Genomic DNA, 12,740 nt, shown 5'->3' on the forward strand with positions numbered 1-12,740 from the left:
CGGGAGGAACGGACGATGGCCGGCGAACAGCAGGCGCAGCAGCTGACCGGAGTACCGGCGGAGGTGCGCGAACGGCACGCGCTCCTCGCCGAGCAGATCGAGGAGCACCGCTTCCGGTACTACGTCAAGGACCAGCCGGTCATCGACGACGCCGAGTTCGACCGGCAGATGCGCGCGCTGGAGGCCATCGAGGCCGAGCACCCGGAGCTGCGCACCCCGGACTCGCCGACCCAGAAGGTCGCCGGCCCCTACACCACGGAGTTCACCTCCGTGGAGCACCGCGAGCGCCTGCTCTCCCTGGACAACGCCTTTGATGACTTGGAGCTCGCCGCCTGGGCGGAGCGGGTGGCCAGGGAGGTGGGCGGGGGCGGGTACCACTTCCTGTGCGAGCTCAAGGTGGACGGCCTCGCCGTCAACCTCACGTACGAGAACGGCAGGCTCACCCGCGCGGCGACCCGGGGCGACGGCCGGGTCGGCGAGGACATCACCCCCAACGTCCGTACGATCGCCGAGATCCCGCACCGGCTCGAGGGCGACCGCGTGCCGGCGCTGGTCGAGATCCGCGGCGAGGTCTTCTTCCCCATGGAGGCCTTCGAAGGGCTCAACGCCCGCCTGGTCGAGGCAGGCGACAAGCCGTTCGCCAACCCGCGCAACGCGGCGGCCGGGTCACTGCGGCAGAAGGACCCCAAGGTCACGGCCACCCGCCCCCTCCACATGGTGGTGCACGGCATCGGAGCCCGTGAGGGCTTCGACATCGACCGCCTCTCCCAGGCGTACGACCTGCTCAGGGAGTGGGGCCTGCCGACCGCCCGGCACAACAGGGTGGTCCGGACCCTCGACGAGGTGCGGGAGTTCATCGCCCACTTCGGTGAGAACCGGCAGTCCGTGGAGCACGAGATCGACGGCGTCGTCGTCAAGCTCGACGAGATCCCGCTCCAGGGCAGACTCGGTTCCACCTCCCGGGCCCCCCGCTGGGCGATCGCCTGGAAGTACGCCCCCCAGGAGGTCAACACCAAGCTGGTCAACATCCGCGTCGGCGTCGGGCGCACCGGCCGGGTCACCCCCTACGCCCAGGTCGAGCCCGTCGAGGTGGCCGGATCCGAGGTCGAGTTCGCCACCCTGCACAACCAGAACGTCGTGAAGGCCAAGGGCGTCCTCATCGGTGACACCGTGGTGCTCCGCAAGGCGGGTGACGTCATCCCGGAGATCCTCGGCCCGGTCGTCGACCTGCGCGACGGCGGCGAGCGGGAGTTCGTCATGCCGACGCACTGCCCCGAGTGCGGCACGGAGCTGAAGCCCATGAAGGAGGCGGACGTCGACCTCCGCTGCCCCAACGCCCGTTCCTGCCCGGCCCAGTTGCGGGAGCGGCTGGCCTATCTCGCCGGCCGCAAGTGCCTGGACATCGACCACTTCGGGTACGTGGCGGCCGCCGCCCTCACCAGACCGCTGGAACCCGCCGAGCCCCCACTGGTGGACGAGGGGGACCTCTTCGGGCTGACGGTGGAGCAGCTCCTGCCCATCAGGGCCTACGTCCTGGACACGGACAGCGGACTGCCCAAGCGCGACCCGAAGACCGGCGAGGAGAAGATCGCCACCGTCTTCGCCAACCAGCAGGGCGAACCGAAGAAGAACGCCGTCGCCATGCTGGAGGGCATCGCCGCCGCCCGGCAGGCCCCGCTGGCCCGGATCCTCACCGGGCTGTCGATCCGACACGTGGGACCGGTGGCCGCCGTCGAACTGGCCCGCCAGTTCCGGTCGATCGACCGGATCGACGAGGCGACGGAGGAGGAGCTGGCGGCGGCCGACGGCGTCGGACCCATCATCGCCGCCTCCGTCAAGCAGTGGTTCGCCGAGGACTGGCACCGGGAGATCCTGCGCAAGTGGCGGGAGGCCGGCGTCCGCATGGAAGACGGGGGCGCGGGGGAGGAGGAGGGCCCCCGGCCGCTGGAGGGGCTCACCGTCGTGGTCACGGGCACCCTGGCCACGCACACCAGGGACGGCGCCAAGGAAGCACTCCAGAGCCGTGGCGCCAAGGTGACGGGATCCGTCTCGAAGAAGACCTCCTTCGTGGTGGTGGGCGACAGCCCCGGCTCCAAGTACGACAAGGCCATGCAGCTGAAGGTGCCCGTCCTGGACGAGGAGGGCTTCGCCGTGCTCCTGGCGGAGGGGCCGGATGCGGCCAGGGAGGCCGCTGTTCCCACGGACGCCTGATCGAGGCGCGATCGCAACACCTGACGGAGCGTGGGGCCACCGGGTGGCGGGGAGACAAGCGGACGGGAGCGCCGGCTCCCGGCGCCCGGCCGTCACCCGTTCGGCGCATATCGGGCCGTGCGGGGCGTCAGGTCCGCATTCGGGCAAGACCTGCGGACCGCCGCCCGCGACGGCCTTCGGCGGCCTACTGTTGAACGAGCACCTGCCGTGCCCGGCCGCGTGGTGGGATTCGGGTCGTGGTGGCATGGGAGCGGGGGCCACCGCGGAACATCGGCACCGCCGGCTGTGAGAGGGACGGAATGGAACCGACCGAGAGAGCCGCACCGGTGTCGCGGCTGCAAGGTTTCGCGGGCCACACGTCGTCACTGGGCGCCGTCGTCGTGGCGGTCGCCGCCGTCGTGCTCGCGACCGGCTTCCACCGGGCGGTCGAGGCCGGTCACGCGCTCTTCCCGGCCGGCACGGCCGGCTGGTCGCTGGCCCTGCTCACCGGAGTGATCGTGGGCCACCTCGTCGCCCTCGGCCGCGACCGCTGGTGGGGCGGCACCGGATCCGGCGCCGCCCTCACCCTCGCCGTCCTGCTCCTCTACGGCTGGGTTCCGGCCGGCCTGGTCAGCCTGGTCGTCGTGGTGCTCGTGGGCACCGCCCGGCGCCACCGGTGGTGGCAGGGGCTCCTGCACGGCGCGGTGGACATACTCGGCATCGGGGCCGCCGCTCTCGTCCTGGCCGCCTTCGGAGACGTACCGAGCGTCGAGAAGCCCTGGCAGCCACTCGCATGGGAGGCCGACGCCGTCCCCGAGGTGCTGCTCGCCGCAGGTGCCTACCTCCTGGTCACCCGCCTCCTGCTCTGGTCCACCCACGCCCCCCAGGGCGGCGGACCGCCCACGATCGCCCGTACCGCGGTGGTCCGTCAGGGCCTGGTCGCCGTCGCCCTGATCGGCATCGCACCGCTGATCTGCGTCGTGGCGTTCGCCATGCCCGTGCTGCTGCCGCTCTTCGCGATCCCGCTGATCGCCCTGGACTCCGCGCTCTGGATCGCGCGCGCCCGCGCCGAGGAACAGCTGCGCGATCCGCTCACCGGCCTGCCCAACCGCCAGTGGCTCCTGGAGCGGACGTGGACGGAGCTCGAGGAGGCCGACGCCACCGGCGCGCGGACCGGGCTGGTCCTCATCGACCTCGACCGCTTCCGGGCCGTCAACGACACCCTCGGACACCTCGCCGGGGACCGTCTCCTGCTCCAGATCGCGGAGCGCCTGCGGCTCGCACTGCCCCGGGGGGCGGAGGCGGCGCGGCTCGGCGGCGACGAGTTCGCCGTGCTGCTGCCGGCCACCGACTCGATCACCAGCGCCCAGCGGGTCGCACGCCACCTGGTCGCCGCGCTCTCCTCCCCTCTCGACCTCGACGGGCTCACCCTCGTCCTGGAGGCCAGCGCGGGCGTCGCCGTCCACCCCGATCACGCCCAGGACGCCGAAGGACTTCTCCGCCGGGCCGACGTGGCGATGTACCAGGCCAAGCGGGACCGCACGGGTGTGGAGGTGTACGAGTCCAAACGGGACGGCAACACCCCCGACCGGCTCGGCCTGCTCGGCGACCTGCGCCGCGCCCTGGACGCCCAGGAGGTCGAGCTCCACTACCAGCCGAAGGTCCGCTTCGACGGACAGGTCGCCGGGCTCGAGGCGCTCGTACGCTGGGTCCACCCGGAGCGCGGCCGGGTCCCCCCGGACGAGTTCATCGCGATCGCCGAGTCCTCCGGTCTGATGCCCCACCTCACCGAATACGTACTGGAGACCGCTCTGGCCCAGGTGGCCCGATGGCGCGCCCAGGGGCTGTTCGTACCGGTGGCGGTCAACGTCTCGCCGCGCGACGTGCACACCCCCGGGTTCGCCGGAAGCGTCGCCGCCCGGCTCGCCCGGCACGGTGTCCCGGCCGGCGCTCTGCAGCTCGAGATAACCGAGCACGTCCTGCTGGAGGATCCGCAGCGGGCCGCCGACACCCTGGCCGGCCTCACCGGGCACGGGGTGAAGATGTCGCTCGACGACTTCGGCACCGGCTACTCCTCCCTCGTCCATCTGAGGAAGCTGCCGGTCAGCGAGCTCAAGATCGACCGTTCGTTCGTCGCGCGCCTCGCCGTGGACAACGAGGACGCGGAGATCGTCCGCTGCACGATCGACCTCGCCCACTCCCTCGGACTGGTCGTCGTCGCCGAGGGGGTCGAGGACGACGAGACCTGGGAGCGGCTGCGGGACCTGCGCTGCGACGCTGTGCAGGGGTGGCTGGTCGCCGCCGCGATGCCGCCCCAGGAGATGACCGCCTGGCTGCGGGCGCGGGACGAGCACGGGTGGCGGCGGCCCGCGGACCGGGAGTCCGCGGCCGGGCGGCCGGTGGCGTCCGAGCCCGCACCGAGGTCCGCCGGGGCCCTGAACCCCGGACCTGCCACGGCCTGAGGGCCCGGGCGGGCGGAGGGGCCGCCCTGCACGGCACCGCTCCGCGGCCGTTTTGTCCTCAATCGCGGGCCGGGCTCGGTCCGCACGCCGCGGGCGTACCCGCCGACCCCATAGGATTGGGGGCCGGTGGCCCGTTCACATCGGCCCCCCAGCCACAACCACACACCAACCCCTGAGGATCGCTGCATGCCTGGCATCACGCGCGAGGAGGTCGCCCACCTCGCCCGGCTGGCACGTCTGGAGCTGAAGGGCGAAGAGCTCGAGCACTTCGCCGGTCAGCTCGACGACATCATCGGCGCGGTCGCCCGCGTCTCCGAGGTCGCCGACCAAGACGTACCGCCGACCTCCCACCCGCTGCCGCTGACCAACGTCATGCGCGCGGACGAGGTCCGTCCGTCGCTCACCCCCGAGCAGGCGCTCTCCGGCGCCCCGGCCCAGGAGCAGCAGCGTTTCAAGGTGCCGCAGATCCTGGGGGAGGACTAACAGCCATGACGGACATCAGCACCATCATCAAGCTCACCGCGGCCGAGACCGCCGCGAAGATCGCCTCCGGCGAGCTGACGGCCGTCGAGGTCACCGAGGCCCACCTGGCCCGGATCGACGCCGTCGACGAGAAGGTCCACGCCTTCCTGCACGTCGACCGCGAGGGCGCGCTGGCCCAGGCCCGTGCCGTGGACGCCAAGCGTGAGGCGGGCGAGAAGCTGGGCCCGCTGGCCGGCGTCCCGCTCGCGCTCAAGGACATCTTCACCACGCAGGACATGCCGACCACGGTCGGCTCGAAGATCCTCGAGGGCTGGGTCCCGCCGTACGACGCGACCCTCACGAAGAAGCTGCGGGCGGCCGACGTGGTCATCCTCGGGAAGACCAACATGGACGAGTTCGCCATGGGGTCCTCCACCGAGAACAGCGCGTACGGCCCGACCGGCAACCCCTGGGACCTCACCCGTATCCCGGGCGGCTCCGGCGGCGGCTCCGCGGCCGCGCTGGCGTCCTTCGAGGCCCCGCTCGCCATCGGCACGGACACCGGCGGTTCCATCCGTCAGCCCGCGGCCGTCACCGGCACCGTCGGCGTGAAGCCGACCTACGGCGGCGTCTCCCGCTTCGGCATGGTCGCCTTCTCCTCCTCCCTCGACCAGGGCGGCCCCTGCGCCCGTACGGTCCTGGACGCGGCGCTGCTCCACGAGGCGATCGCCGGGCACGACCCGATGGACTCGACCTCGATCGACGCACCGGTCCCGCCGGTCGTCGAGGCCGCGCGCAACGGCTCCGTGCAGGGCATGCGCGTCGGTGTGGTCAAGCAGTTCGCGGGCGAGGGCTACCAGGCGGGTGTCGTCCAGCGGTTCAACGAGTCGGTCGAGCTGCTGGAATCCCTCGGCGCGACGGTCGTAGAACTGGACTGCCCGTCCTTCGACCTCGCTCTTTCGGCCTACTACCTGATCGCGCCGTCCGAGTGCTCCTCGAACCTCGCGCGCTTCGACGCCATGCGCTACGGCCTGAGGGTCGGGGACGACGGCACGCGCTCGGCCGAGGACGTCACCGCGCTCACCCGTGAGGCCGGCTTCGGCGACGAGGTCAAGCGCCGCATCATCCTCGGTACGTACGCGCTCAGCTCCGGCTACTACGACGCGTACTACGGCTCGGCCCAGAAGGTCCGCACCCTCATCACCCAGGACTTCGAGAAGGTGTTCGAGCAGGTGGACGTGATCGTCTCGCCGACGACGCCCACCACCGCCTTCCCGATCGGCGAGCGCGCCGACGACCCGATGGCGATGTACCTCGCGGACCTGTGCACCATTCCGACCAACCTCGCCGGCAACTCCGCCATGTCGCTGCCCTGCGGTCTGGCGCCGGAGGACGGCCTGCCGGTCGGGCTGCAGATCATCGCCCCCGCGATGAAGGACGACCGGCTGTACAAGGTCGGAGCCGCCGTCGAAGCCGCCTTCGTGGAAAAGTGGGGGCACCCGCTGCTCGAGGAGGCTCCGTCGCTATGAGTGCAATGGCTAAGAAGGCCAAGAACTTCAAGAAGTCCAAGACCGGCGCGTACGTGTCCATGGGCACCACCGCTTTCGGCGCGCTCAGCGTCTACAAGCAGGTGAAGATGGCCCGCCAGGACAACGACACACTGCGGCTGATCGACGCCGCCGTATCCGCCGCCGCGATCGTGACCGGACTCGCGATCCTCTACCGCGAACTCAAGCGTCTCGGCGACGACGACGTCCTGCTGGGCTGAGAGGGAAAGTTTCACCGTGACTGTCATCGACCTGGAGTCGTACGAGGACGCCCTCGCGACGTACGACCCCGTCATGGGCCTCGAGGTCCATGTGGAGCTCGGCACCAAGACCAAGATGTTCTGCGGGTGCTCGACCGAGCTCAAGCAGGACGCGAACTCGCAGACCTGCCCGGTCTGCCTCGGGCTGCCGGGCGCGCTCCCGGTCGTCAACGAGATCGGCGTCGAGTCCGCCATCAAGATCGGGCTCGCGCTGAACTGCGAGATCGCCGAGTGGTGCCGCTTCGCCCGGAAGAACTACTTCTATCCGGACATGCCGAAGAACTTCCAGACCTCGCAGTACGACGAGCCGATCGCCTACAACGGCTATCTGGACGTCCAGCTGGAGGACGGCGAGATCTTCCGCGTGCAGATCGAGCGCGCCCACATGGAGGAGGACACCGGCAAGTCGACGCACGTCGGCGGGGCCACCGGCCGTATCCACGGCGCCTCCCACTCGCTGCTCGACTACAACCGCGCGGGCATCCCGCTCATCGAGATCGTCACCAAGCCGATCGAAGGGGCCGGAGCACGCGCCCCCGAGGTCGCCAAGGCGTACGTCGCCGAGCTCCGCGAGCTCATCAAGGCGCTCGGTGTCTCGGAGGCCCGGATGGAGATGGGCCAGATGCGCTGCGACGTCAACCTGTCGCTGCGCCCCAACGGCACCGAGACCTTCGGTACGCGCTCGGAGACGAAGAACGTCAACTCGCTGCGTTCCGTCGAGCGCGCGGCCCGCTTCGAGATCCAGCGCCACGCCGCGGTGCTGAACTCCGGCGGGACGATCGTGCAGGAGACCCGGCACTTCCACGAGGAGGACGGCTCCACCACGGCCGGCCGCATCAAGGACAACGCCGAGGACTACCGCTACTTCCCCGAGCCGGACCTGGTGCCGGTCGCCCCTTCGCGCGAGTGGGTCGAGGAGCTCCGCAAGGGGCTTCCCGAGATGCCCCGGCTGCGCCGTCAGCGGCTGAAGGAGGAGTGGGGTGTCGGCGAGCACGACATGCAGTCCATCCTCAACGCGGGCGCGGTCGACCTGATCGTCGCCACGACGGACGCCGGTGCCCCCTCCGACCAGGCCCGCAAGTGGTGGATGGGCGAGCTCGCCCGCAACGCCAACGAGACCGGCCGCGGTCTGGACGAGCTCCCCGTCACCCCGGCGCAGGTCGCCCGGGTGGCCGAGCTCGTCGCCTCGGGCGACCTCAACGACAAGCTGGCCCGACAGGTCCTCGAGGGTGTCCTCGCGGGCGAGGGCGACCCGGACACCGTCGTCGAGAAGCGCGGCCTGAAGGTCGTCTCGGACGAGGGCGCGCTGTCCACGGCCGTCGACGAGGCCATCGCGGGCAACGCCGCGATCGCCGACAAGATCCGTGGTGGCAAGGTCGCCGCGGCCGGTGCCCTGGTCGGAGCGGTCATGAAGGCCACCCGCGGTCAGGCGGACGCGGCACGCGTGCGCGAGCTGATCCTGGAGAAGCTCGGCGTCGAGGGCTGAGCCCTCTCGCCCCTGGGGCGGTGCATCCGGAGACGGGTGCACCGCCCCTTCTCGTGTGCGGCCGCTTCCTGAGGGGCCGTCTTCGTGTCCGGCCGCTTCTTGTGGGGCCCTCTTCGCGTCCTGCCGCCTGCATGTCCGGCCGCCTGCGCGTCCGGGATCGCCTTCCGTCCGGCCCGTACGAGTCCGCCCGCCGCCTCCTTCGCGCCTACGGCGCCCGCGCTGTCCGTCCACGGCTCCCGGGCCGGACGTTCACCGCCGGTCCGCGCGATGGTCTTCCCGGCGCCACCAGGGCTGATTAGTTTCCGGAGTGGAAACGGAACCGGGAGGATCACTTGACCACGGACATGTCACGACGGCGGCTCTTCGCACTCGGTGGCGGCGCACTCGGCGCCGCGGCGGCGGGATCGTTCCTTCCACCGTCGCTCCAGGCCGCGATGGCCGCCCAGCCGGCCGGAGGGAAGACCGGCGCCCAAGGGCTGGACGCCGTCGAGCACGTGGTGATCCTCATGCAGGAGAACCGTTCCTTCGACCACTACTTCGGGACCTTGCGCGGAGTACGCGGATTCGCCGACCGCAACGCCGTCGAGCTTCCTTCCGGCGCACCCGTCTTCGAGCAGCCCGGCCCGTCCGGGACCTCGGTGCTCCCGTTCTCCGTACGCGAGGCGGCGGAGGCGCAGCAGAAGGACCTGCAGTACATCGGTGCCCTCGACCACTCCTGGAGCGGGGGTGCCAAGGCGTGGGCCGACGGCTGGATGAACGGCTGGATCGGTGCGAAGTCGGCCGCGACGATGGCGTACTACGACCGCCAGGACATCCCGCTGCACTACGAACTCGCCGACACCTTCACGGTCTGCGACGCCTACCACTCCTCGATCCACACCTCCACCAGCCCCAACCGCAACCATCTCTGGAGCGGCAGGACGGGATACGAGCAGGACGGCAGGCGTGCCGTCGGCAACGACGCCTACGCCGAGCGCCTGGAGAAGGCGGGGCGGAGCTGGAGGACGTACACGGAGTGGGAGAACTTCACCGACAACCAGATCGAGTTCTTCACCACCTTCAAGGCGATCGCCCGGAAGGCACTGGCCCGGACCGGCGGACACACCTACATGGAGTCGTTCTACGCGGCGGTACGGGACACGCAGGACGCCGTCGAACGCCGGCGTCTGCTCGGACTCCTCGACGCGGGGGCCGCCGCCCTCACTCCCGCCGAACGCAGCCTGTTCGAGCGAGGGCTGCGCCGGGTCGAGACGGGCACGCTCGCCGACGAGTTCGCGAAGGACGTCGCGGCGGGCACCCTCCCGGAGGTCTCCTACCTGGTCCCGTCGGCCGTGGACTCGGAGCACCCGAGCGTCTCCTCGCCGGTCCACAGCGCCACGATCGTCTACAAGATCCTCGACGCGCTCGGGCGCAACCCCGACGTCTGGCGGCGCACGGTCGTGCTGATCAACTACGACGAGAACGACGGCTTCTTCGACCACGTACCGCCGCCGGTCGCGCCCAGCGAGGTGACCGAGGAACAGTGGGAAGGCAGGCCGACCGGGCTCGGGGTGCGGGTGCCCCTGCTGGTCGTCTCGCCCTGGACGGTCGGTGGCCACGTCTGCTCCGAGGTCTTCGACCACACCTCCGTGATCCGCTTCCTGGAGCGCTGGACAGGAGTGGAGGAGCCCAGCATCGGCGCCTGGCGGCGGCAGGTCACCGGCGACCTCACCTCGGCCTTCGACTTCACCAAGGCGCGGCGCAGGCCGCGGACGCACCGGCCCGGGCCGGTCCCGCCCTTCGGTGGACGCTGGCAGCCGAAGCCGCCGGCCGTCCAGCGGATGCCCGCCCAGGAGCCGGGGACCCGGCCGGCGCGGGCGCTGCCCTACCAGCCCGACGCCCAGGTCAGGCGGGTGGACGGGGAACTGCTGGTGGCACTCACCAACAGCGGCCGGTCCTCCGCGCACTTCGCGCTCTACCCATACGCCGGCGAGTTCGCCGTACCCCAGCACCGGGACGTGACCGCCTCGGCGCGGTGGACCGTGCCCCTGAACAATCCGGGATACCGCTTCACGGTGACCGGCCCGAACGGCTTCCGGCGCGAGTTCGAGGGTGCGGCCGACGGTGTCGCCGAACTGGGCTCACGTATCGACGCCGAGGAGAGGGACCTGCACCTCACCCTGCGCAACAACGGCGGCCGGACGCTGACGTTCACCGTCCGGCCGCTCGGTTACGTCGACGAGGACGACCTGCGGGACTGGACCCGCACCGTCAGGGTCAGGCCCGGACGCAGCCGCACACTGGTGCACTCGGCGGCCGACGTACACGGCTGGTACGACCTCCAGGTGACGGCCGACGGCGAGGACACCTTCCGGCGGCGGCTGATGGGACACATCGAGAACGGCAGGGAGAGCGTGACCGGCTGAGCGGGGCCGGCCGGTCGCTTCGGACGGGCCGGATTTCCCGGTCGGGCCGTCCGCGCGGGCCGGCCGCTCCGGGTGAGCCGGTCCCTGCGGGCGGGACCTTCCGGGCCGGACGCTTCGTGCTCCGCCGCACTGCAGGTGCCCGCCACGTGCCGGCGCCCGCCCCGAGGGACCGGCGGAGGGCCGGACAGGCGGCGGGCTCCCCGTTCCGACCGGGCGGCCGCTGCCCGTCCCGAGCGGCGGCTCTCTGCCCCGGGCGGTCGCTCCCCGTCCCGGCAGCGGGCCGCCGGGCGGCTGCGTACCCCGTGCGAAGATGCCGCGAAGGGGCCGAGGCCCCCGGGCGGGCAGGCCGTGAGGCTGCGCTGACACGCCCAGAGGACCGAGGAGGCCGCAGTGTTCACTGTGTCACTGGGAGACGACGGTGCGGAGCTGTGCCCGCTGGAGCCCTGGCAGGCGGAGGAGTTCCTGGCCCACATGGACCGGGCGCGTGCCTTGGTCGACCCCTGGATCCCGTTCGCCGGGCGTGCCACGGACATCCCATCGGCGACCGCGCTGCTCCAGAGCTACGCGGACAAGCAGGCCGCCGACACCGGCCGTATCTACGGCATCCGGCTGGACGGCACCCTCGTCGGCGGCGTCCTGTTCCGGATCTTCGACGCCACGACGGGCAACTGCGAGATCGGCTGCTGGCTGGAGGCGGCGGCCGAGGGACGGGGCCTGGTGACCCGGGCGGCGACGAAGCTGATCGACTGGGCCGTCGACGTGCGGGGGATGCACCGGGTGGAGTGGATGGCCTCCTCGGCCAACACCCGCAGCGTCGCGGTGGCCGAACGGCTGGGAATGAGCAGGGAGGGCGTCCTGCGCCAGGCGTATCCGTACCGTGGCACACGCCACGACGAGGAGATCTGGGCCGTTCTGGCCCCCGAATGGCGCAGCCGGCGCGGCTGAGGAGCGCACTGTTAAGGAGCCTCTCATACGGGCCCCCTAGCGTGCGGCGCATGAACACCACCCCCTCCACCCCGACCACCGACGACACCGATGAGAAGAAGGCGACGGACACCGAGGTCGCCGCACCGGACGTGACGAAGAAGGCCGGCGCCGCGGAGGACGCCATCCCGGACGGCGTCGCACCGGGTGTGACCGCCTCGGACGTGACGGAGATGGACGTGGCCGCGACCGACGCGGCCGCCGAGGACGGCCTGCACGCCGGCCGGGAGCCCGAGCTCCTCGCCGAGGCCGAGGAAGCCACCACCGGCGGCGCCGGAACGGGTGCCGCGGCGGTCGTGTCCGCAGGGCTCGGCATCGTCTCCCTCTCCGGCGCGTGGACCGGCCGCGTGGCGGCGGAACGCGAGACCCTTATGGGGCAGATCAAGACCTCGGGCGGCGGCAGCGCCGCCCAGCAGATCTCCGAGATCTACGGCGACGCCTGGCACACCACCGCGTTCGTCAACGGGATCTTCGCGGTGCTCGCCCTGCTCGTGGGCGCCTTCGCCCTCGTCCGGCCCGCCTTCGGCACCCCCTCGCTCCACCCGCAGGCCGGCTGGGTCCGCTCGGTCGCCTGGGCGAGCATCGCCCTCGGGGTACTCGGCCTGCTGATCTCCGTGGGCATGTACCTGGACCTCTTCGTCGCGCTGCCCACCGCCGCCGGCGGCTGAGGCGTCCCGCGCCGCGGTGCCTAAGGCATCCGCCGGCCCCCGGACCGTGCCTTAGGGCATCCGGCAGCCGGTTCTAGGGCGTCCCCGCCCGCACAAGATGCGGCACTCGCCCGATGTGGCGGGACCCCCTGGGAGACGAGAGTGGGGGGGCGGGCGGAGCCGGGCCCCCACGCGGGGGTGCAGGGGGAACACCCTGGTCGAGTTAGTACTCCACCAGATCGCCGGCGCCGAACAGATCCGCCAGGCGGGCGAGCAGCGCACCCGCCGCCCGGCCGG

The 12,740-nt window shown here is 71.6% G+C and carries 9 protein-coding genes; all 9 read left to right on the forward strand.

The features are described from left to right. Window positions 1–15: 15 nt before the first annotated feature. The 9 genes from ligA (at window position 16) to ACFXOA_RS09825 (ending at window position 12,464) form a co-directional block, all read left to right on the forward strand. A complete protein-coding gene (ligA, locus tag ACFXOA_RS09785) occupies window positions 16–2,211 on the forward strand; it encodes an NAD-dependent DNA ligase LigA (protein WP_385024459.1) in 2,196 nt (731 codons plus the stop codon). Window positions 2,212–2,510: 299 nt separating this feature from the next. Further along, complete coding sequence (locus tag ACFXOA_RS09790) at window positions 2,511–4,652, forward strand: putative bifunctional diguanylate cyclase/phosphodiesterase (protein ID WP_385024461.1); 2,142 nt, start codon at window positions 2,511–2,513, stop codon at window positions 4,650–4,652. 186 nt (window positions 4,653–4,838) lie between these two features. After that, window positions 4,839–5,135, forward strand: a complete 297-nt coding sequence (gene gatC, locus ACFXOA_RS09795) for an Asp-tRNA(Asn)/Glu-tRNA(Gln) amidotransferase subunit GatC (protein ID WP_014153935.1) — start codon at window positions 4,839–4,841, stop codon at window positions 5,133–5,135. A 5-nt stretch (window positions 5,136–5,140) separates the two neighbouring features. Continuing rightward, window positions 5,141–6,643 carry an Asp-tRNA(Asn)/Glu-tRNA(Gln) amidotransferase subunit GatA gene (gatA, locus tag ACFXOA_RS09800; protein WP_385024463.1) on the forward strand — a complete coding sequence of 501 codons (1,503 nt, stop codon included), beginning with the start codon at window positions 5,141–5,143 and terminating at the stop codon, window positions 6,641–6,643. Further along, the gene (locus tag ACFXOA_RS09805; protein ID WP_014153933.1) at window positions 6,640–6,882 is read left to right on the forward strand and encodes a hypothetical protein; all 243 of its coding nucleotides are present in this window, start codon (window positions 6,640–6,642) and stop codon (window positions 6,880–6,882) included. Before gatA ends, ACFXOA_RS09805 begins: the two co-directional genes overlap by 4 nt. Before the next feature lie 16 nt (window positions 6,883–6,898). Continuing rightward, the gene (gene gatB / locus ACFXOA_RS09810; protein WP_385024465.1) at window positions 6,899–8,407 is read left to right on the forward strand and encodes an Asp-tRNA(Asn)/Glu-tRNA(Gln) amidotransferase subunit GatB; all 1,509 of its coding nucleotides are present in this window, start codon (window positions 6,899–6,901) and stop codon (window positions 8,405–8,407) included. 332 nt (window positions 8,408–8,739) lie between these two features. Next, a complete protein-coding gene (locus ACFXOA_RS09815) occupies window positions 8,740–10,812 on the forward strand; it encodes a phosphocholine-specific phospholipase C (RefSeq protein WP_385024467.1) in 2,073 nt (690 codons plus the stop codon). 390 nt (window positions 10,813–11,202) lie between these two features. Next, window positions 11,203–11,757 carry a GNAT family N-acetyltransferase gene (locus tag ACFXOA_RS09820; protein ID WP_385024469.1) on the forward strand — a complete coding sequence of 185 codons (555 nt, stop codon included), beginning with the start codon at window positions 11,203–11,205 and terminating at the stop codon, window positions 11,755–11,757. A gap of 50 nt (window positions 11,758–11,807) precedes the next feature. Further along, a complete protein-coding gene (locus ACFXOA_RS09825; protein WP_385024471.1) occupies window positions 11,808–12,464 on the forward strand; it encodes a hypothetical protein in 657 nt (218 codons plus the stop codon). Window positions 12,465–12,740 lie beyond the last annotated feature (276 nt).

It is taken from the genome of Streptomyces sp. NPDC059166, assembly GCF_042755185.1.
Taxonomy (GTDB): domain Bacteria; phylum Actinomycetota; class Actinomycetes; order Streptomycetales; family Streptomycetaceae; genus Streptomyces.

What these genes read in the sequence shown, in the direction of transcription:
- ligA (WP_385024459.1), top strand. Translation starts at nt 16, where the DNA reads ATGGCCGGCGAACAGCAGGCGCAGCAGCTGACCGGAGTACCGGCGGAG.
- ACFXOA_RS09790 (WP_385024461.1), top strand. Translation starts at nt 2,511, where the DNA reads ATGGAACCGACCGAGAGAGCCGCACCGGTGTCGCGGCTGCAAGGTTTC.
- gatC (WP_014153935.1), top strand. Translation starts at nt 4,839, where the DNA reads ATGCCTGGCATCACGCGCGAGGAGGTCGCCCACCTCGCCCGGCTGGCA.
- gatA (WP_385024463.1), top strand. Translation starts at nt 5,141, where the DNA reads ATGACGGACATCAGCACCATCATCAAGCTCACCGCGGCCGAGACCGCC.
- ACFXOA_RS09805 (WP_014153933.1), top strand. Translation starts at nt 6,640, where the DNA reads ATGAGTGCAATGGCTAAGAAGGCCAAGAACTTCAAGAAGTCCAAGACC.
- ACFXOA_RS09825 (WP_385024471.1), top strand. Translation starts at nt 11,808, where the DNA reads ATGAACACCACCCCCTCCACCCCGACCACCGACGACACCGATGAGAAG.